The sequence below is a fragment of the Enterobacter sp. CM29 genome (assembly GCF_013179605.1).
Classification (GTDB): Bacteria; Pseudomonadota; Gammaproteobacteria; order Enterobacterales; family Enterobacteriaceae; genus Enterobacter; species Enterobacter intestinihominis.
On the sequence record NZ_JABMCU010000069.1, the window covers coordinates 1 to 20,629 of the forward strand.

Annotated in this window: 20 protein-coding genes; 13 read left to right on the forward strand and 7 right to left on the reverse strand. The window is 57.7% G+C overall.

The features are described from left to right. The first annotated feature begins 710 nt into the window (after nucleotides 1–710). A complete protein-coding gene (gene cspA / locus HP459_RS10760; RefSeq protein ID WP_022647355.1) occupies nucleotides 711–923 on the forward strand; it encodes an RNA chaperone/antiterminator CspA in 213 nt (70 codons plus the stop codon). Nucleotides 924–1,150: 227 nt separating this feature from the next. On the opposite strand, the gene HP459_RS10765 is transcribed toward cspA, so the two are convergent. Continuing rightward, nucleotides 1,151–2,047, reverse strand: coding sequence for a LysR family transcriptional regulator (locus HP459_RS10765; protein ID WP_045623287.1), 897 nt, complete (start codon nucleotides 2,045–2,047; stop codon nucleotides 1,151–1,153). 105 nt (nucleotides 2,048–2,152) lie between these two features. Here HP459_RS10765 and budA point away from each other — a divergent pair, with 105 nt between their 5' ends. The 5 genes from budA (at nucleotide 2,153) to HP459_RS10790 (ending at nucleotide 6,826) form a co-directional block, all read left to right on the forward strand. Beyond that, entirely contained in the window at nucleotides 2,153–2,932 is a 780-nt protein-coding gene (gene budA / locus HP459_RS10770; RefSeq protein ID WP_171936200.1) for an acetolactate decarboxylase, read from the forward strand. Nucleotides 2,933–2,945: 13 nt separating this feature from the next. Further along, on the forward strand, nucleotides 2,946–4,625 hold the full coding sequence (alsS, locus tag HP459_RS10775) for an acetolactate synthase AlsS (RefSeq protein ID WP_045623289.1): 1,680 nt from the start codon (nucleotides 2,946–2,948) through the stop codon (nucleotides 4,623–4,625). 20 nt (nucleotides 4,626–4,645) lie between these two features. After that, the gene (locus HP459_RS10780; RefSeq protein WP_022647359.1) at nucleotides 4,646–5,416 is read left to right on the forward strand and encodes a (S)-acetoin forming diacetyl reductase; all 771 of its coding nucleotides are present in this window, start codon (nucleotides 4,646–4,648) and stop codon (nucleotides 5,414–5,416) included. Nucleotides 5,417–5,546: 130 nt separating this feature from the next. Next, nucleotides 5,547–6,020: a cold-shock protein gene (locus HP459_RS10785; RefSeq protein ID WP_022647360.1), complete on the forward strand. Its 474-nt coding sequence runs from the start codon at nucleotides 5,547–5,549 to the stop codon at nucleotides 6,018–6,020. 107 nt (nucleotides 6,021–6,127) lie between these two features. After that, nucleotides 6,128–6,826, forward strand: a complete 699-nt coding sequence (locus HP459_RS10790; protein WP_171936196.1) for a GNAT family N-acetyltransferase — start codon at nucleotides 6,128–6,130, stop codon at nucleotides 6,824–6,826. Nucleotides 6,827–6,858: 32 nt separating this feature from the next. Here the strand turns inward: HP459_RS10790 and HP459_RS10795 are convergent, their stop codons facing one another. The 5 genes from HP459_RS10795 to betI all read right to left on the reverse strand — a co-directional run bounded on the left by HP459_RS10795 (nucleotide 6,859) and on the right by betI (nucleotide 13,367). Further along, complete coding sequence (locus HP459_RS10795) at nucleotides 6,859–8,553, reverse strand: thiamine pyrophosphate-binding protein (RefSeq protein WP_023299540.1); 1,695 nt, start codon at nucleotides 8,551–8,553, stop codon at nucleotides 6,859–6,861. Between the two features lie 33 nt (nucleotides 8,554–8,586). Then, nucleotides 8,587–9,327 (reverse strand): SDR family oxidoreductase, encoded by a 741-nt coding sequence (locus tag HP459_RS10800; protein WP_023299541.1) that lies wholly within the window; start codon nucleotides 9,325–9,327, stop codon nucleotides 8,587–8,589. Nucleotides 9,328–9,600: 273 nt separating this feature from the next. Continuing rightward, the gene (gene betA / locus HP459_RS10805; protein ID WP_171936197.1) at nucleotides 9,601–11,280 is read right to left on the reverse strand and encodes a choline dehydrogenase; all 1,680 of its coding nucleotides are present in this window, start codon (nucleotides 11,278–11,280) and stop codon (nucleotides 9,601–9,603) included. Nucleotides 11,281–11,293: 13 nt separating this feature from the next. Further along, complete coding sequence (gene betB / locus HP459_RS10810) at nucleotides 11,294–12,766, reverse strand: betaine-aldehyde dehydrogenase (RefSeq protein ID WP_063163428.1); 1,473 nt, start codon at nucleotides 12,764–12,766, stop codon at nucleotides 11,294–11,296. Between the two features lie 13 nt (nucleotides 12,767–12,779). Beyond that, complete coding sequence (betI, locus tag HP459_RS10815; RefSeq protein ID WP_023299544.1) at nucleotides 12,780–13,367, reverse strand: transcriptional regulator BetI; 588 nt, start codon at nucleotides 13,365–13,367, stop codon at nucleotides 12,780–12,782. Between the two features lie 128 nt (nucleotides 13,368–13,495). Here betI and betT point away from each other — a divergent pair, with 128 nt between their 5' ends. The 7 genes from betT to HP459_RS10850 all read left to right on the forward strand — a co-directional run bounded on the left by betT (nucleotide 13,496) and on the right by HP459_RS10850 (nucleotide 19,822). Continuing rightward, nucleotides 13,496–15,529: a choline BCCT transporter BetT gene (betT, locus tag HP459_RS10820; RefSeq protein ID WP_171936198.1), complete on the forward strand. Its 2,034-nt coding sequence runs from the start codon at nucleotides 13,496–13,498 to the stop codon at nucleotides 15,527–15,529. A 138-nt stretch (nucleotides 15,530–15,667) separates the two neighbouring features. Next, nucleotides 15,668–15,922 (forward strand): hypothetical protein, encoded by a 255-nt coding sequence (locus HP459_RS10825; protein ID WP_063201267.1) that lies wholly within the window; start codon nucleotides 15,668–15,670, stop codon nucleotides 15,920–15,922. Between the two features lie 2 nt (nucleotides 15,923–15,924). Continuing rightward, nucleotides 15,925–16,209, forward strand: coding sequence for a NadS family protein (gene nadS, locus HP459_RS10830; RefSeq protein ID WP_003858821.1), 285 nt, complete (start codon nucleotides 15,925–15,927; stop codon nucleotides 16,207–16,209). 211 nt (nucleotides 16,210–16,420) lie between these two features. After that, nucleotides 16,421–17,332 carry a metal ABC transporter substrate-binding protein gene (locus HP459_RS10835; protein ID WP_022647367.1) on the forward strand — a complete coding sequence of 304 codons (912 nt, stop codon included), beginning with the start codon at nucleotides 16,421–16,423 and terminating at the stop codon, nucleotides 17,330–17,332. Nucleotides 17,333–17,334: 2 nt separating this feature from the next. Further along, complete coding sequence (gene sitB / locus HP459_RS10840; RefSeq protein ID WP_023299548.1) at nucleotides 17,335–18,141, forward strand: iron/manganese ABC transporter ATP-binding protein SitB; 807 nt, start codon at nucleotides 17,335–17,337, stop codon at nucleotides 18,139–18,141. Continuing rightward, entirely contained in the window at nucleotides 18,138–18,986 is an 849-nt protein-coding gene (gene sitC, locus HP459_RS10845; RefSeq protein ID WP_022647369.1) for an iron/manganese ABC transporter permease subunit SitC, read from the forward strand. Before sitB ends, sitC begins: the two co-directional genes overlap by 4 nt. Continuing rightward, nucleotides 18,983–19,822: a metal ABC transporter permease gene (locus HP459_RS10850; RefSeq protein ID WP_058646737.1), complete on the forward strand. Its 840-nt coding sequence runs from the start codon at nucleotides 18,983–18,985 to the stop codon at nucleotides 19,820–19,822. The genes sitC and HP459_RS10850 overlap by 4 nt, the downstream gene beginning before the upstream one ends. Here HP459_RS10850 and entD read toward each other — a convergent pair. Continuing rightward, a complete protein-coding gene (gene entD, locus HP459_RS10855; RefSeq protein ID WP_171936199.1) occupies nucleotides 19,758–20,447 on the reverse strand; it encodes an enterobactin synthase subunit EntD in 690 nt (229 codons plus the stop codon). The two genes, HP459_RS10850 and entD, sit on opposite strands and share 65 nt — an antisense overlap. Between the last annotated feature and the right edge of the window lie 182 nt (nucleotides 20,448–20,629).

A 20,629-nucleotide genomic window follows, 5' to 3' on the forward strand; every position in this document is an offset into this window, starting at 1 on the left:
TAGCCATTTAGCATCCTCGTTGTGCAGAAAAGTGTCATGTTATGCTAACGGGTTCCTACGCCCGGTTACGGATGTGCCGCAACGCAGGCACTTTACGACCGTGAAGAAGGGATGAAAAGTGATGCCCCTGAATTACATAAGGTTGCTTGCAGGTTTGCGAGGCGGCTTTCAGAAGGGCATTGCCGCGTGGCGGCTACGCCCGACCCTGCCTCCAAAACCACCGCGATACGACCCGTAGGCCCGCGCAAGCGCAGCGCCGCCGGGCACAGTTTGCACTGTGGTTACGTCTTACGCAGACCTTTTCATTTTGAGCATCCCTTCTAATGATGTCTGCGTCGCGCGGGAGGATTTTCCCACCTGTGAACAAAACACCCCAAACTCCCGGCACAGTGAAAGCGTAGACATTTTGTAGTACATGGTAGACCTCAAGCCAGAACGATGTCTGGCACCGCGACCAGCCATCCGGGCGTTTAAATGGTTAAAATAAATAATAATAATCATTGCGCAATAAATTTCGCTGTGTCTTAATAGCGTCATCGGTTTGGAATACAGACCTTATGAAAGCAGTTTTAGTAAAGCAGTCCTCAGTTCAGGTGTTATCAGTAGATACTCCTTCTTCGTGAGCCTCCTCCTAAGTGCCAAATAAGTAACTCTCGAAATACAGGCCATCATCGCCGCGCTTAAGTGGCTCATAAATTAAGGATTTATCTATGTCTAATAAAATGACTGGTTTAGTAAAATGGTTCAACGCAGATAAAGGTTTTGGCTTTATCACCCCTGACGACGGCAGCAAAGATGTATTCGTACATTTCTCTGCAATTCAGAGCGACAACTTCAAAACGCTTGATGAAGGTCAGAAAGTTTCCTTTACCATTGAGAATGGCGCAAAAGGTCCAGCAGCTGGAAACGTTTCTCCACTGTAACCCGCGCTAAATATCAGTGCGGCGTACGATAGCGATGAAGACAATAGTCCGAGCAGTTAAGCTGTACTGATAAAAAATTAACCCGCACCTGTGCGGGTTTTTTATTTTTAAAGGGTAATGGTACTGAGTTTTATATGGCAGCCTGCCCATACTCCCTTCAAATTCAGCCTCAAAAACTGCTTCGCAATAAATTGGGCATCAATACAGTCCGCAGTTTCTGAAAAGGTTCATCCCTGCTCCCGTTCCCCCTCGCTCATCATCGCCAGAAACCGTTTCACCGTCCGTGAGCGTTCAAAGCGCCGCCAGCAGAGCGCGATATCGGTATAAAGCTCCGGTGAGCTCAGCGCGTGGTAGGTGACATTCGGCGGAGAAATAGCGGCCATCGATTTCGGCACCAGCGCGAACCCGCCGCCAGCGGAGACCATGCTCAGAGAAGAGGAAAGTTGTGAAGATTGCAGCGTGTGTTGCATATCGACTCCGGCCCGCTCGCAGCTGCCGTAAACGCGGTCATACAGCCCCGGCGCGACCTCCTGGGGGAACAGCACCACCGGTGTATCCCGAAGCTGCTCTAACGCCAGCGAATCGCACGCAGCCAGAGGATGATCGCGATGCAGCGCCACCACCATCGGCTCCCGGTCGAGGATTTTTAGCTCGAACACCTTGCTGCTTTCGCACGGCAGGCGCACAAAGGCGATATCCAGTTCACCCTCCGCCAGCATTGTCGTCAGCGAAGACATATTGGCTTCCACCTGGTGAACCTGCACCGCAATGTTCTGCACCTGAAACTGACGAATCAGCGCGAAAATTTTGGGATGAAAGGCGTCGGAGCTGGTGATGCCAATCGACAGGCTGCCGTTCAGGCCGCGCGCGATGCCCCGGGCTTTCTCCAGCGCAGCGTCGCTCAGCGCCAGGATCTTACAGGCGTCCTCATAGAAGGCTTCTCCCGCCTCGGTCAGCTCCACGCCCCGCGTCAGGCGCCTGAACAGCGGTGTGCCCACTTCCTCCTCAAGCCGTTTAATCTGCTGGCTCAGTGGAGGCTGTGAAATACCCAGCGCTTTGGCCGCCCTGGTGAAGTGTCGCTCGCGTGCAACCGCGACAAAATAGCGCAGATAACGAAGTTCCATATCAAAAACGTCTCAAACCAGCATGGATTCTATATTGGAACTCTCTGCTGAATCGGGTCAACATTTATTTAACCTTTATAAATAAAGTTGAAGAGGACGGGCATGATGATGCATTCATCTGCATGCGACTGTGAGGCGAGTTTATGCGAGACCCTGCGTGGGTTCTCGGCTCAGCATCCTGACAGCGTGATCTATCAGACATCGCTAATGAGCGCCCTGCTAAGCGGCGTCTACGAAGGGGAGACGACGATCGCCGACCTGCTGGCACACGGTGATTTTGGTCTCGGCACCTTTAACGAGCTGGACGGTGAAATGATTGCCTTCAGCAGTCAGGTGTACCAGCTGCGCGCCGACGGCAGCGCCCGCGCCGCTAAGCCGGAGCAAAAAACGCCGTTCGCGGTGATGACCTGGTTCCAGCCGCAGTACCGCAAAACCTTTAACGGTCCGGTCAGCCGTCAGCAGATCCACGACGTGATCGACCAGCAGATCCCCTCCGATAACCTGTTCTGCGCGCTGCACATCGATGGCAACTTCCGCCATGCGCATACCCGCACCGTTCCGCGCCAGACGCCGCCGTACCGGGCAATGACCGACGTGCTGGACGACCAGCCGGTGTTCCGCTTTAACCAGCGCGAGGGCGTTCTGGTCGGGTTCCGCACCCCGCAGCATATGCAGGGCATCAACGTGGCGGGCTATCACGAGCACTTTATCACCGACGACCGTCAGGGCGGGGGACATCTGCTCGACTATCAGCTGGAGAGCGGCGTGCTCACCTTCGGCGAAATCCACAAGCTGATGATTGACCTGCCCGCCGACAGCGCGTTTTTACAGGCCAACCTGCACCCCAGCAACCTTGATGCGGCTATCCGCGCCGTCGAAAACTAACAGGAGAACTACCGTGAACAGTGAGAAACAGTCACGTCAGTGGGCGCACGGCGCCGATATGGTTGTCGGCCAGCTGGAAGCGCAGGGTGTGAAGCAGGTGTTCGGGATCCCGGGCGCAAAAATCGACAAGGTCTTTGACTCCCTGCTGGACTCCTCCATCGAGATTATCCCGGTGCGTCACGAGGCCAACGCGGCGTTTATGGCGGCAGCGGTAGGGCGGTTAACCGGCAAGGCCGGAGTCGCGCTGGTCACCTCCGGGCCGGGCTGCTCCAATCTGATCACCGGCATCGCCACCGCCAACAGCGAAGGCGACCCGGTCGTCGCGCTGGGCGGGGCGGTGAAGCGGGCGGATAAAGCCAAGCTGGTGCACCAGAGCATGGACACTGTCGCCATGTTCAGCCCGGTGACCAAATACGCCGTCGAAGTCAATTCGCCTGACGCGATTGCCGAGGTGGTGTCCAACGCGTTTCGCGCTGCCGAGCAGGGCAGGCCGGGCGGGGCGTTTGTCAGCCTGCCGCAGGATATTGTCGACCAGCCCACCACGGGAGCGATTTTACCCGCCAGCGGCCCGGCGCTGATGGGCCCGGCACCGGAGTCCGCCATTAACGACGTGGCGAAGCTTATTGAAAAGGCCAAAAACCCGGTCATCTTACTCGGCCTGATGGCCAGCCAGCCGGCCAACAGCGCCGCGCTGCGCACGCTGCTTGAGAAAAGCCGCATTCCGGTCACCAGCACTTATCAGGCCGCCGGGGCGGTGAATCAGGAACACTTCACCCGCTTCGCCGGGCGCGTCGGCCTGTTCAACAACCAGGCCGGAGATCGGCTGCTGCATCTGGCGGATCTGATTATCTGCATCGGCTACAGCCCGGTGGAATACGAACCGTCCATGTGGAACAGCGGCGATGCCACGCTGGTGCACATTGACGTGCTGCCCGCCTATGAGGAGCGCAAGTATGTTCCCGATCTGGAGCTGGTGGGGGATATCGCCGCCACGCTGAACCTGCTCGCCAGCCGTATTGAGCACAAGCTTGAACTGAGCCAGCGCGCCTCGGAAATTCTGGTCGATCGCCAGCATCAGCGGGACCTCCTCGACCGTCGCGGCGCATCGCTAAACCAGTTTGCCCTGCATCCGCTGCGCATCGTGCGCGCCATGCAGGACATCGTGAATAACGACGTAACGCTCACCGTCGATATGGGCAGCTTCCACATCTGGATCGCCCGCTACCTCTACAGCTTCCGCGCGCGTCAGGTGATGATCTCCAACGGTCAGCAGACCATGGGCGTGGCGCTGCCGTGGGCGATTGGCGCGTGGCTGGTCAACCCGGGGCGCAAGGTGGTGTCGGTCTCCGGGGACGGCGGATTTTTGCAGTCGAGCATGGAGCTGGAAACCGCCGTGCGCCTCAATGCCAACGTGCTGCACATCATCTGGGTGGATAACGCCTACAACATGGTGGCGATCCAGGAAGAGAAAAAATACCAGCGTCTCTCCGGCGTCGAGTTTGGCCCGGTCGATTTCAAAGCCTATGCCGACGCCTTCGGTGCGAAAGGCTTTGCCGTCGAGAGTGCCGATGCGCTCGAACCGACGCTGCGTGCCGCAATGGATGTCGATGGCCCGGCCGTGGTGGCCATTCCCGTCGACTACAGCGATAACCCGCTGCTGATGGGCCAGCTCCATCTCAGCCAGATTTTGTGAATCAATATAAGGACAGAGAAATGCAAAAAGTGGCTCTCGTAACCGGCTCCGGCCAGGGGATTGGCAAAGCGATCGCGCTTCGCCTGGTGAAGGACGGCTTTGCCGTCGCTATTGCGGATTACAACGAAGAGACGGCGAAAGCGGTTGCCGATGAAATCACCCGCAACGGCGGGAAGGCCGTCGCCGTGAAGGTGGACGTCTCTGACCGCGACCAGGTGTTTGCGGCGGTGGAAAAAGCCCGCACCGCGCTGGGCGGCTTCAACGTCATCGTCAATAACGCCGGGGTGGCGCCGTCTACCCCTATCGAATCCATCACGCCGGAAATTGTCGACAAGGTCTACAACATCAACGTGAAAGGGGTGATCTGGGGCATTCAGGCCGCGATTGACGCGTTCCGCAAAGAGGGGCACGGCGGTAAAATCATCAACGCCTGCTCCCAGGCGGGCCATACCGGCAACCCGGAACTGGCGGTGTACAGCTCCAGCAAGTTCGCGGTGCGCGGTTTAACCCAGACCGCCGCGCGGGATCTCGCGCCGCTGGGGATCACCGTTAACGCCTATTGCCCGGGCATCGTCAAAACGCCGATGTGGGCGGAGATCGACCGTCAGGTCTCCGAGGCGGCGGGTAAACCGCTCGGCTACGGAACGGAAACCTTTGCCAAACGCATCACGCTTGGCCGTTTGTCCGAACCGGAAGATGTGGCCGCCTGCGTCTCTTACCTCGCCGGACCAGACTCCGACTACATGACCGGTCAGTCGCTGCTGATTGATGGTGGGATGGTGTTCAACTAAATTCTAATAAGCTCTGACATGAACTTTCCCCTGCTCCCGTGCAGGGGCTTTTTTTTGTCTCCTCAGCCATTGTGCATTACACTGCGCGCTGCAAAACTTTAGTCTTAAGATCTGACAGGCGGTAACAGCGATGAACGGTACAATCACAACGTGGTTTAAAGATAAAGGCTTCGGATTTATCAAAGATGAAAACGGCGACAACCGCTATTTTCACGTGATTAAGGTCGCCAACCCTGATCTGATTAAGAAAGATGCGGCGGTGACCTTCGAACCCACCACCAACACCAAAGGCCTTTCCGCGTATGCGGTGAAGGTGATCCCGGAGAGCAAGCATCTTTATATCGCGGGCGAGCGCGTGAAGCTCACCTCGATCAAATCCTTCGTGGTGTTCAGCGAAGAAGAGCCCGTTGAGACCAAAATCGACAAAGAGAACGCGGTGCTGTCGGTGGGGCTACTGATGAACAGCATCAAGCCGAAAAGTGAGAAAAAGCCGGGCGAGATGCGCACGGTGAAGAAGCTGGCGATCACCACCTTCCAGAACACGACGATGATCTTCACCGAAGATGAAATCGACATCGACGCGACGGTTAAGCTGCTGAAGTAATTTTATGCCGGGTGGCGGCTACGCGTTACCCGGCCTGCACGTTCTTCCTTTTCGACCGCTTTTTAACCTGCTATAACAAACTCCTTACCTTGCAGGGAGTCACCGCCGTGCCCGAAATCAATCAACATGGTCAAACCGTTAACGATATCGTCCCCGACTGGAAATGTGCCCGAGCGCTAACTCGCACGCCGCTAACCGGCCAGTATTGTCGTCTGGAACCGTTGGACGCAGAACGCCACGCGGCGGATCTGTTTGAAGCTTACGCACTGGGCGATGACAGCGACTGGACGTGGCTTGCCAGCACCCAGCCTGTGAGCGTTGAGGCTACTGCGCACTGGGTGCTCGGAAAGGTGCTGGATGACGACCTGGTGCCCTTTGCCGTTATCGATCTGCGCACCGAAAAGGCGGTAGGGCTGGTGAGCTATATGGCGATTGAACGCTTTCTGGGATCGGTGGAAATTGGCCACGTCACCTGGTCGCGCAAGATGAAAGGCACCCGCGTGGGTACCGAAGCGGTGTGGCTACTGCTGAAAAATGCCTTTGAGCATAAATATCGTCGGCTGGAGTGGAAATGCGATTCGATGAACACCGCCTCACGCAACGCGGCGGAGCGGCTGGGGTTCGTCTGGGAGGGACGTCTGCGCCAGAAGCTGGTGCGCAAAGGACGCAACCGCGACAGCGATATGCTCTCTATTATTGACGGCGAGTGGCAGGAAAGGGACGCGGAGTTGCGCGCCTGGCTGGCGGCGGAGAATTTTGACGCCCAGGGGCGGCAGATTAAGCGGCTGGAGGCGTTTCGTTTATAAGCTTTTTATGTAGGGTACAGCGCAGGATGCAGTTAATCCGCGGAAATCGCGATTTCAATCAGGTTGGTTTTTCCTGACTGCAGTCCGCGGGTTACCGCTTCGGCGATGTCTGCAGCATCGGTTATCCGACAACAGCGAATGCCCATGGCGGTGCCCAGCGACTGAAAATCGATGTGCGGATTAATCAGATCCATCCCGATAAAGCGCCCCAACTGCGTCGAGCTGTAACCCGGCTGTCCTTTCATAAAGTTTTTAAGAACGTTGTACTCCAGGTTATTCATCACGATAAAGGTGACCGGCAGGTTTTCGTGTGCTGCCGTCCAGAGCGCCTGCGGCGAATACAGCGAGGCGCCGTCGCCCATCAGGCACACTACCGGCTCGCGGCCCAGCCCCAGCGAGTGGCCCACCGCCGCAGGCATACCCCAGCCCAGACCGCCGCCGCGCATGAAATAGTAGCGCTGGTGCTGCGTGTCGGAGATAAAACGTCGGACATGTCTGGCTGTGGCAATCGCTTCATCAACAATGGTGACGCCCGGCGGAACGGCTTTGATGACTTCATAGGCCGCCACCATCGGCGAAATGGCCGGGCGCAGCCGCTCGGCAGCCAGACGTTCTTCCTGCAGTTGCCACTCTTTTTCACGTTCAGCGCGTGCCGTTTTGAGCAGCCGCTGATGCGTCAATTTGCCTGCCACCAGGCGCTGCTGAAGCAGAGGTAAGAGCGCCTTCAGGGAGAGTTTTATATCCCCCATCACCGACAGGCGTGTAGCGTAGGTGCGGCCCAGCTCGTTCATGTCGGCGGAGAGCTGGTAGACCGCGCATGAGCCCGGAATCGCGTCTCCTTCGCTGTATAATATGGTGATCAGGCTTCTGCCCCCAATGATAAACACCGCGTCGTAGGCATTAACGATGCTGGCAATTTCACTGGCGGTGGTAGGCATATTGCCGCGCCAGAGGGCATGCTGCGTGGGAAAGGGCAAATTCAACGGCCACGATGAGCCGTAAACGTGTGCACCTAGCGCTTCTGCAAGCTGGACAATCTCCGGCGTCGAGCCGCTGGAGTGAACTTCATCCCCCGCCACAATCATTATCCTGCCGGGCGTAACCTGGCTCAGGTCCGCCGCCAGCTCGTCCAGGGAGCCCGCGACGGTGTGATAGTTCACTTTGGAGGCCGTTTGTATCCCGGCGTCGCTCAGCTCTTCCATCACGTTCATTGGCAGAGAGAGCAATACGGGCCCGGCGGGGGGATAGCTGGCAGCATGGAACGCGCGACGCACCAGCACCGGGAGCTGGTCGGCGCTGGTGACCTCCTGCGCCCATTTCACCACCGGCGATCCAATGGAGACTATGTCATCGTACAGGAGCGGGTCGCGCACGTAGTGCCGCGTGTCCTGTTGCCCGACGGTGACAACCAGCGGCGTTTTCATAATCCGCGAGTTGATTAAATTTCCCATTCCGTGCCCAAGACCGCTGGCGGTGTGCAAATTGATAAAACCGGTTTTGCCGGAGGCTTTCGCGTAGCCGTCGGCAATCGCCACCACGGTGCTCTCCTGAAGCGCCAGAATATAGTGAATATTTTCATGCCGGAGCAGGGCATCAATGAGCGGAAGTTCGGTGGTGCCGGGGTTGCCAAAAATATATTCCACGCCTTCACTCTCCAGCACTTCAAGAAGAATGTCGGCACCTGTTCGCATATTTAAATCTGATAAGGACGTTAATGACTTAATCATAATGACACCTCATTCAGCGTTATTTAAGTCATGCTAAAATTCTTCCTGCGTTGGCCGGACGACAATTTCATTTACATCAACATCATCAGGCTGCTCGATAGCAAATAATACGGCCCGCGCAATGGCATCTGCCGGAATAGCCTGCTTATAAAATTCATGCAGGAATTTTTTACTCTCTTCGTCAGAACTGCCGAACTGCAGTTCGCTCTCGACCGCACCGGGAGAAATAAGCGTAGTGCGGACCGTTTTACCCACCTCCTGACGCAAGCCTTCGCTCAGCGCGCGGACGGCGAATTTCGTGGCGCTGTAGACCACGCCGCCGGGCGCAAGCACCTTAATACCGGCCACAGACGCAACGTTAATAAAATGCCCGCCACCCTGGCGCTGGAACACCGGTAACGCCGCCGCAATGCCGTATAAAACGCCTTTGAGGTTGGTATCGATCATCCGATCCCACTCGTCGGTCTTGCGCTCGCTGATGGGGGCGATAGCCATAAAGCCCGCGTTGTTGATCAGCACATCGACACGTTGGTATGCGGCAACGGCAGCGTCAATCGCGTGCTGGACCTCCTCCTGACGGGTCACGTCCGCCTTCACGGCAATCGCCCGGCCGCCCTGCTGGATGATGCGATCCACCAGGGCGTTAACTCTGTCCAGGCGACGCGCCACCAGTACCAGAGAAAAAGGCTTATTCGCTAAATACAGGGCAATAGCCTGACCGATACCGCTGCTGGCGCCGGTGATAACAACAACGTTGTTTGCACTATTATTCATGATCTTATCTCGCGGTTGAGTGATGCAAAAATAAAGGCAGGAGAGAATTAAAGAATAATGACGCTTTCTTTAATTTCAGTTTAAAATATATTGTATATTTCGAATGGAAAGACATTCGATTAAACTTAGTTGAATTACGGGAGCAGTGTCAACAGACTTTTAAATGAACAAAATAATTGCCGGGTAATATTTATTTCTTATAGTTATCGAAAAATATTATCGTAATGAAGGGATGTATTGAAAACCCTCTCGTTTTACGGAGAGGGCAGAATATTAAACGTTCTGTAATGCCTGACGAACCGGCGCCCCATCCGCCACATAATACGCCGCCGTGCTCTTCGCCAGCGGCTCGCGCCCGCGAATGGCGTCGGCAATCTTCTCACCAATCATGATGGTGGTGGCGTTCAGGTTGCCAGTGATAATTTGCGGCATAATCGACGCATCTACCACGCGTAACCCTTCCAGCCCGTGAACGCGGCCTTCGCCATCGACCACCGCCATGTCGTCGTAGCCCATCTTGCAGGTGCCGCACGGATGGAAGGCGGTTTCGGCGTGGTTACGCACGAACTCGTCCAGCTGTTCGTCGGTCTGGCATTCGACGCCCGGGCTGATTTCGCGACCGCGATACTTGTCCAGCGCCGGCTGGTGCATGATCTCACGGGTGATGCGGATCGCGTCGCGGAACTCCTGCCAGTCCTGCTCGTGGGACATATAGTTGAACAGGATCGCTGGATGCTGATGCGGGTCGCGGGACTTAATCCGTACGTGCCCGCGGCTCGGCGAGCGCATGGAGCCGACGTGGCACTGGAAGCCGTGTTCTTTCACCGCGTTCGAGCCGTTGTAGTTAATCGCTACCGGCAGGAAGTGATACTGAATATTCGGCCACTCGAACTCCTCGCGGCTGCGGATAAACCCGCCCGCTTCGAAGTGGTTGCTCGCGCCCACGCCTGTGCCGCCAAACAGCCACTCCGCGCCAATCTTCGGCTGGTTCCACCACTGCAGGGCAGGGTAGAGGGAAACGGGCTCTTTGCATTCATACTGAAGGTACATCTCCAGGTGATCCTGCAAGTTTTCCCCCACGCCGGGTAAATCATGTACCAGCGGGATTTCAAACTGCTTCAGCAGTTCAGCGTTGCCCACGCCGGAGCGCTGGAGGATCTGCGGAGACGCAATAGCGCCCGCGCACAGCAGTACCTCTTTCTTCGCTGTCGCTTTTGAAGGAATGGTGCTTTCGCCTTCCAGCCACTCGACGCCCACCGCGCGCTTGCCGTCAAAGATAATGTGATCGGTCATGGCGTGGGTGCGGATGGTCAGATTCGGGCGCGGTTTGGCCTGATCCAGATAGCCGCGCGCGGTGCTGGCGCGTCGGCCCTGCGGCGTGACCGTGCGATCCATCGGGCCAAAGCCTTCCTGCTGATAGCCGTTGAGATCGTCGGTGCGCGGGTAGCCCGCCTGCACGCCTGCCTCCACCATCGCTTCAAACAGCGGGTTCACGCCCGGCTTAGAGGTGGTGACGCTCACCGGACCGTCACCGCCGTGGTAGTCGTTCGGCCCCACGTCGCGGGTCTCTGCCTTGCGGTAGTAGGGCAGGCAGTTGAGATAGCTCCAGTGCTCCAGACCCGGTTCTTTCGCCCAGTTGTCCAGATCCATTGCGTTGCCGCGCACGTAGCACATGCCGTTGATCAGCGACGAGCCGCCCAGCCCTTTTCCGCGTCCGCACTCCATGCGGCGGTTGTTCATGAAAGGCTCTGGCTCGGTTTCATACGCCCAGTTATAGCGCTTGCCCTGCAACGGGAAGGCCAGCGCGGCAGGCATCTGGGTGCGGAAGTCAAAGCGGTAGTCCGGCCCGCCCGCCTCAAGCAGCAGGACGGTGGTGTTCGGATCTTCAGTCAGTCGTGTTGCCAGAACGTTGCCGGCAGAGCCAGCCCCGATAATGATGTAGTCAAATTGCAAATAAACCTCCCGGTTAAAATATGGACTGGAATTTACCCATCTCAACCTGGATGGACTTCACCTGGGTGTAACTCTGAAGCGTCATGACGCCGTTCTCGCGGCCAATGCCGGAGTGTTTGTAGCCGCCCACCGGCATCTCCGCGGCGGATTCGCCCCAGGTGTTGATCCAGCAGATGCCCGCTTCGAGCTGATGAATAGCGCCGTGGGCGCGGTTCAGATCGGCGGTGACAATGCCCGCCGCCAGACCGTAGTCGGTGTCATTGGCGCGACGAATGGCCTCTTCGTCAGTGTCATAGGAAAGAATGGACATCACCGGGCCGAAGATCTCTTCGCGCACGATGGTCATTTCGTCGGTGCAGTCGGTGAACACGGTCGGGGCAACCCACGCGCCGTTATCAAAGCCGTCACCCTTCAGCACGTCACCGCCGCACAGCACGCGCGCACCTTCCTCTTTGCCTTTGGCGATGTAGCGCATCACGCTGTCGCGGTGCGGGAAGCTGACCATCGGGCCGAAGTTAGTGTTTTCATCGAACAGGTCGCCCGCGCGGATGCGGCCCACGCGCTCAACGATTTTTTGCTCAAACGCGGCTTTGAACTTCGCGGGCACGAACACGCGGGTGCCGTTGGTGCACACCTGACCGGAGCTGAAGAAGTTGGCCATCATGGCGATATCTGCCGCGAGATCCAGATCCGCATCGTCAAACACTATCAGCGGGGATTTACCGCCCAGCTCCATCGTCACCTCTTTCAGGGACGAGGCCGCCGAGTTCGCCATCACCTTTTTGCCGCTGGCGACGCCGCCGGTAAAGGAGACTTTGGCGATGCCCGGATGCTCGGTCAGGTACTGGCCGGTTTCCGCGCCCACACCCGGCAGAACGTTAAACACGCCGTCCGGCACGCCCGCTTCGGTGTAGATTTCCGCCAGTTTCAGGGCGGTAAGCGGCGTTACTTCGCTCGGCTTGAAGATCATCGCGTTGCCCGCCGCCAGCGCCGGGGCGGATTTCCACAGGGCGATCTGGATCGGATAGTTCCACGCGCCGATGCCCGCCACCACGCCCAGCGGCTCGCGGCGGGTGTAGACGAAGGAGGTCTCGCGCAGCGGGATCTGGCTGCCTTCCAGTGCCGGGATCAGCCCCGCGTAGTACTCCAGCACGTCCGCGCCGGTGACGATGTCGACGGTCGAGGTTTCAGAAAACGCTTTACCGGTGTCGAGGGTTTCCAGCTTTGCCAGCTCGTCGTTGCGCTCGCGCAGGATATCGACGGCGCGACGCAGGATGCGCGAGCGCTCCATGGCGGTCATCGCCGCCCAGATTTTTTGCCCGCGCTTTGCGCTCTCTACGGCGCGGTCCACGTCTTCGCGCCCGGCGGTCTGCACGCTCGCCAGAACTTCACCGTTCGCCGGGTTGATGGTCTCGAAGGTGCGACCGCTGGTGGCCGATGTGTAACCACCATTGATATAAAGCTGCTGTTCTGCCATTCGGGACATGCTTCCTCCTCGCTTATTCGGTCGGTAAATGCTGGCTGATAAAGTGGCTGGTAAGCGACTGGGCCAGGGTTTTATCCAGCGGTTTGCCGCTGAGCGCGGCGCGCAGCCACAGCCCGTCAATCAGTGCGGCGAGCCCGTAGCCCGCCTCTTCAGCCTGTTCACGCGGCAGTTCGCGGCGGAATTCGTACACCAGATTTGAGAGCAACCGGCGGCTGCTGACCTGCTGCAAACGATAGAGCATCGGCTGATGCATGCTGCTGGCCCAGAAGGCCAGCCAGGCCTTCATCGCCGCGCCGCTGACCTGGGTTTCATCAAAATTGCCGCCGACAATCGCCTGCAAACGCTGCTCTGCACTGCCGTCCGGCAGGGCGCGTAAACGGCTTAATACCGCATCGCGTAACTGACCGGTGATGTCGCGCATGGTTGCTTCCAGCAGACCGTTTTTATCTTTGAAATAGTGGCTGATGATCCCCGTGGACACGCCCGCCCGACGGGCGATTTGCGCGATGGTTGCGTCATGCATTCCCACTTCATTAATTGCTTCCAGCGTGGCATCGATGAGCTGCCTGCGCCGGATCGGCTGCATCCCCACTTTGGGCATTTTTGCCACTCCATTCATCAGCGTTGGTAATCTATTAAAGCGGTTTTTGATTGGACGTTCAATATAAAATGTGTCTTAATTGTTGCGATTTTGGATTTTAATAGTTACAAAAACAGTGGGGATACTGGATGACAGACCTTTCACAATACAGAGAAAAAGACAAAATCAACCCGGTCGTTTTTTTTACGTCCGCCGGGCTGATTTTGTTGTTTTCCCTGACGACTATCTTCTTTCGTGATTTTTCTGCCGAGTGGATTGGGCGCACCCTGAACTGGGTGTCGAAGACCTTCGGCTGGTACTACCTTCTGGCGGCGACGCTCTATATCGTGTTCGTCGTCTGCATTGCCTGCTCGCGCTTCGGTTCGGTGAAGCTTGGGCCGGAGCAGTCCAAGCCCGAGTTCAGCCTGCTGAGTTGGGCCGCGATGCTGTTTGCCGCGGGCATTGGCATCGACCTGATGTTCTTCTCCGTGGCGGAACCGGTCACGCAATATATGCAGCCGCCGGAAGGGGCAGGGCAGACGATGGAGGCCGCGCGTCAGGCGATGGTCTGGACGCTGTTCCACTACGGCCTGACGGGCTGGTCAATGTATGCCCTGATGGGCATGGCGCTCGGATACTTTAGCTATCGTTATAATTTGCCCCTTACCATCCGCTCCGCGCTGTACCCGATTTTCGGGAAAAAGATCAACGGTCCGATTGGTCACAGCGTCGATATCGCGGCGGTGATCGGCACCATCTTCGGCATCGCCACCACGCTCGGGATTGGCGTAGTGCAGCTTAACTACGGGCTGAGCGTGCTGTTTGACATCCCGGATTCGATGGCGGCGAAGGCGGCGCTAATTGCACTGTCGGTGATCATCGCTACCATCTCGGTGACCTCCGGCGTGGATAAAGGTATTCGCGTGCTCTCCGAGCTGAACGTCGCGCTAGCGCTGGGGCTGATCCTGTTCGTGCTGTTTATGGGCGACACCTCGTTCCTGCTCAACGCCCTAGTGCTCAACGTAGGTGATTACGTGAACCGCTTTATGGGCATGACGCTGAACAGCTTCGCCTTTGACCGCCCGGTGGAGTGGATGAACAACTGGACGCTCTTCTTCTGGGCGTGGTGGGTGGCCTGGTCGCCGTTTGTCGGCCTGTTCCTGGCGCGAATTTCGCGTGGGCGCACCATCCGTCAGTTCGTGATGGGCACCCTGATCATCCCGTTCACCTTCACCCTGCTGTGGCTGTCGATTTTCGGCAACAGCGCGCTGCACGAAATTATCCACGGCAATGCGACCTTCGCGCAGGAAGCGATGGTGCACCCGGAGCGCGGCTTCTACAGCCTGCTGGCGCAGTACCCGGCGTTTACTTTTAGCGCGTCCGTAGCAACCATTACCGGCCTGTTGTTCTACGTCACCTCGGCGGACTCCGGCGCGCTGGTGCTGGGGAACTTCACCTCAAAGCTGAAGGACATCAACAGCGATGCGCCGAACTGGCTGCGCATCTTCTGGTCCGTCGCCATCGGCCTGCTGACGCTCGGGATGCTGATGACCAACGGTATCTCTGCGTTGCAGAACACCACGGTGATCATGGGCCTGCCGTTCAGCTTCGTGATCTTCTTCGTGATGGCCGGGCTATATAAATCGCTTAAGGTGGAAGACTACCGCCGCGTCAGCGCCAGCCGCGACACCGCCCCGCGGCCGATGGGCGCGCAGGACAGATTGAGCTGGAAGAAACGCCTGTCGCGCCTGATGAACTACCCGGGCACGCGCTACACCAGCCAGATGATGGAGACGGTCTGCTTCCCGGCGATGGAAGAGGTGGCGCAGGAGCTGAAGCTGCGTGGCGCCTACGTGGAGCTGAAAAACCTGCCACCTGAAGAGGGCGAAACCCTGGGGCACCTGGATCTGCTGGTGCACATGGGCGACGAGCAGAACTTTGTTTATCAGATCTGGCCGCAGCAGTATTCGGTGCCAGGGTTCACCTACCGGGCGCGCAGCGGGAAATCGACCTACTACCGGCTGGAGACCTTCCTGCTGGAAGGGAGCCAGGGGAATGATTTGATGGATTACAGCAAGGAGCAGGTAATTACGGATATTCTGGACCAGTATGAACGGCACCTGAACTTTATCCATCTCCACAGGGAAGCGCCGGGGAATAGCGTGATGTTCCCGGATGTCTAAACGGATTCTTAAAATACCTTCAGACTGTATATAAATACAGTTATTTGGCGCAGCATTACTCAAGGAAGAGTAACCATGCAGCAAGAGCCTGATGCTGAAGCATTCGGGCTTTTGCTGCGTTTAGGGAAGGAACTATGGATGAGTCATGCGATAGAGTTTATCGAAACATCACTCTTTACCCGACAGATTAAAAGCATTGCTACGGATGATGAATTAAAGGATCTGCAAGAGGTGATCTATTTCATTATGGCCTATCCAAAATGCATAAAGGACAGCCTGACAGAGACAGAGAAAGCAGAACTTAAAAAGCTGACTTCCATTCTGAAAAATACTGCTTCCAGTGCCGTAAATTTGAGGTGTACTATGTACCCTAATCAGGCAGGTGGAGGCTGATAATGAGTATTTTTAATGAATTAAAATCTTCGCTTGAAGAGGCCGTTGAGATCCATAACGGAAGAAAAGCCGCTTCCCGGGTAACCCGCTATGAAGTTGCTGATGTGCGCGCCATCAGAGAGCAGCTCAATATCACGCAAAGCGAAATGGCGAAGGCGCTTGGCACGAGCGTCGATACGATAAAGAGCTGGGAGTCTAAACGTCGCAACCCAACCGGGCTGGCGGCGAAGGTACTTAATGTGATTCGGGAGAATCCTGCATTTTATAAGGCACTTGCCGGGCAGTGAGTCGCCCTTATGCCGGGTGGCGCTGCGCTTACCCGGCCTACAAAACTCCAAAACTGCTTTACCGTAGGCCTGATAAGCGAAGCGCCATCAGGCTCTCCCTCCGTTGACACAACTTTAATGATAATTATTTTCATTTAAATATAGCCTGTGCTATACCTTATAGCACGGGCTAATTTTGCTTTTAATTTAATCACTTCAGGAGACTTCTGCGATGCATCCACGGCAAGGATTGAAGCGTCTGTTGCTCGGCGCGCTGCTTATGACCGCGACCACAACCGGCGCGCTGGCGGCTGAAAAGTTCCAGGTCATCACCACTTTTACCGTTATCGCTGATATGGCGAAAAACGTAGCGGGGGATGCCGCAGAGGTCACTTCCATCACCAAACCGGGCGCGGAAATTCACGAATACCAGCCCACCCCGGGCGATATCAAACGCGCGCAGAAGGCGCAGCTGATCCTGGCGAACGGCATGAATCTGGAGCTGTGGTTCCAGCGCTTTTATCAGCATCTGAACGGCGTGCCGGAGGTGATTGTTACCAAAGGCATCACCCCGATGGGCATCAGCGAAGGGCCCTATAACGGCAAGCCCAACCCGCACGCGTGGATGTCGCCGGACAACGCCCTGATTTACGTCGATAACATTCGCGACGCGCTGGTGAAGTACGATCCGGCCAACGCGCAGACCTATCAGCGTAACGCCGACGCCTACAAGCAGAAGATCACCGCCACTCTCGAACCGCTGCGCAAGCAGGTCACGGCGATCCCGGTAGACAAACGCTGGATGGTGACCAGCGAAGGGGCGTTCTCCTATCTGGCGCGGGATTTGGGCCTGAAAGAGCTGTACCTGTGGCCGATCAACGCCGATCAGCAGGGCACGCCGCAGCAGGTGCGCAAGGTTATCGATCTGGTGAAAAAACATCACATTCCGGCGGTGTTCAGCGAAAGCACCGTCTCGGATAAGCCCGCTCGTCAGGTGGCGCGGGAAACCGGCGCCCATTACGGCGGCGTGCTGTACGTTGACTCCCTGAGTGCAGAAAACGGCCCGGTGCCAACCTATATCGATCTGCTGAACGTCACCACCCGCACGCTGGTGCAGGGCATCCGCGACGGGATGAAGGAGTAACCATGCAGAAGGGGATTGTTGTAACCGACGTGACCGTGACCTACCGCAACGGCCACACGGCGCTGCGCGACGCGTCGTTCAGCGTGCCGGGCGGATCGATTGCCGCCCTGGTGGGGGTGAACGGTTCCGGCAAGTCCACGCTGTTTAAGGCGGTGATGGGCTTTGTGCGGGCGGCGAGCGGCACTATCTCCATTCTCGGGCTTCCGCCTCACCGGGCGCTGCGCCTGAACCTGGTCGCCTACGTGCCGCAGTCGGAAGAGGTCGACTGGTCATTTCCGGTGCTGGTCGAGGACGTGGTGATGATGGGCCGCTACGGGCATATGGGGTTTCTGCGTCGGCCTAAAGAGCGCGACAGGCAGATTGTAACCGACGCCCTGAAGCGCGTGGACATGCTTGAGCTGCGTCATCGGCAGATTGGCGAGCTCTCCGGCGGCCAAAAGAAGCGCGTGTTTCTGGCGCGGGCGATTGCCCAGCAGGGCGAGGTGATCCTGCTCGACGAGCCGTTTACCGGCGTGGACGTCAAAACCGAAGCCAGGATCATCAGCCTGCTGCGGGAGCTGCGCGACGAGGGTAAAACGATGCTGGTCTCGACCCACAATCTGGGCTCGGTCACGGAATTCTGCGATTACACGGTGATGGTCAAAGGCACCGTGCTGGCGAGCGGCCCGACGGATATCACCTTTACCGCCGAGAATCTTGAGCGCGCCTTCAGCGGCGTGCTGCGCCACGTGGTGCTCAGCGGCTCGGAAGATCGCATTATTACCGACGACGAACGCCCCTTCGTCACGCACCGACAGGAGGCCAAATGAACGCGCTTCTCGAACCCTTCGGCTACGAGTACATGCTCAACGCGATGTGGGTCTCGGCGATGGTGGGCGGGCTGTGCGCGTTTCTCTCCTGCTATCTGATGCTCAAAGGCTGGTCGCTGATCGGCGATGCGCTGTCGCACTCCATCGTGCCGGGCGTAGCGGGCGCTTACATGCTCGGGCTGCCGTTCTCGCTGGGGGCGTTTTTATCGGGCGGGCTGGCGGCGGGCAGCATGCTGTTTCTCAACCAGCGCAGCCGCCTGAAGGAGGACGCCATTATCGGGCTGATCTTCTCCTCGTTTTTCGGGCTGGGGCTGTTTATGGTCTCACTCAACCCGACCTCGGTGAACATTCAGACCATCGTCCTCGGCAATATTCTCGCCATCGCCCCGGAAGATATCGTCCAGCTGGCGATTATCGGCGTGGTGTCGATAGTTATCCTGCTGTTCAAATGGAAAGATCTGATGGTGACCTTTTTTGATGAGAACCACGCCCGCGCCATCGGTCTGCGTCCTGAACGCCTGAAAATTCTTTTCTTTACGCTACTGGCGGTCTCTACCGTGGCGGCGCTGCAAACCGTCGGCGCATTTCTGGTGATCTGTCTGGTGGTTACGCCCGGTGCGACCGCCTGGCTGCTGACCGATCGCTTCCCGCGCCTGTTGATGATTGCCGTCGCCATTGGCAGCATCACCAGCTTCCTCGGTGCGTGGGCCAGCTATTACCTGGACGGCGCCACCGGCGGCATTATCGTGGTCGCCCAGACGCTGCTGTTCCTGCTGGCGTTCGTCTTTGCGCCGAAGCACGGGCTGCTTGCCAGCCGCCGTCGGGCGCGGGAGGCACATCCATGATGACGCTGCTCCTCGAACCGTTCCAGTTTGCGTTTATGAACAACGCCCTGATGATTTCACTCCTGGTGGCCGTGCCCTGCGCGCTGCTGTCGGTTTTTCTGGTGCTGAAAGGCTGGGCGCTGATGGGCGACGCCATGAGCCACGCGGTGTTTCCCGGCGTCGTGCTGGCCTGGATGATGGGCCTGCCGCTGGCGCTGGGCGCATTCGTGGCCGGTCTGTTCTGCGCGGTCGCCACCGGATACCTGAAGGATAACAGCCGAATCAAGCAAGATACGGTTATGGGGATCGTCTTTTCCGGCATGTTCGGCGCCGGGCTGATCCTCTATATCGCCGTCAAACCTGAGGTGCATCTCGACCACATTCTGTTCGGCGATATGCTGGGCATTAACGGGATGGACATTTTGCAAAGCGGTCTCGTCGCGGGGTTGATTGCGCTGGTGATTGGCCTGAAGTGGCGCGATTTTCTCCTGTTCTGCTTTGACTATCAGCAGGCGCAGGCGAGCGGCCTGCGCACCCGCTGGCTGCACTACGGCTTACTGTGCATGGTTTCGCTGACCATCGTGGCGACGCTGAAAGCGGTGGGTATAATTCTGTCGATTTCGCTGCTGATTGCCCCCGGCGCGGTGGCGGTGCTGATCACCCGACGCTTTCACATGGCGCTGCTGGTGGCGGTCGCCGTTTCAGCGCTGGTGTCGGTAAGCGGCGTTTATGCCTCGTTTTATCTCGACAGCGCGCCCGCGCCGACCATTGTGGTCCTGTTCGCGTTGGTGTTTATCGTGACGTTTGTGTTGACCAGCGTGAAGGCACGTCGGCAGGAGCGTGTGACAGCAGGGTGATGACCTGTTCGCCGTGCTGCTGCCAGTGAAGGGTGAAGGCAGTGCCTTCCTCAAAGCCTGCAAGTTGACGGGGCAATGCCAGCGTAAGCGTCCTGTCGTCGAGCAGGGTAATGCGGGCGCTGTCAAAACCCATCCAGGTCTGCACCTGCGGAAAGAGGGCCTTGAACAGGCTCTCTTTGGCGCTGAACGCCAGCGTGAGAGCAAGGGCGAACGGGTATCCCGAGCGGGAAAGCACAGGTTCTTCCTGCGTATCAATAATGCCGTCTTTGATTTCCCAGGCTTCGTTTTCGGAAAGGATCGTTTCACAATCGATGCCGATAAGCGCAGGGTATTGCGTGACGACGGCCATCGCCTGCGTGCCGCTGTGGGTGATGCTGCCGGAAATACCTTGCGGCCAGAGCGGTTCGCCGCTGGGGCCGATGCCGGGGATTACGCGCTCGTTTAGCGCATGCGCCGCGGCGATGCGGCCTGCCAGGTGGTCGGATTTGCGCTTGCGTCCGGCGTCAGCCAGCTGTGCGTGATGGGGCAGCCAGAGGAGATCGGCGTCGGTGAAGGTGGTGGGGTCGAAAGTGATGCGGTGAAGGGTGTGGCCGGCGAGAGAAAATGTGCTGTGGGTTGTGTGCATGGTTTTCCCTTCAGTATTGTGCGGCCTGATGCCCTCACCCCGGCCCTCTCCCAAAGGGCTGAGGGTTCCCCACAAATTAATGCGAGCACTGAGCAATCCCCTCGCCCCTCCGGGGAGAGGGTTAGGGTGAGGGGAACATACGGCGGTGGTGGTCATTCCGTTCACTTTATGTTCCTTGCTAC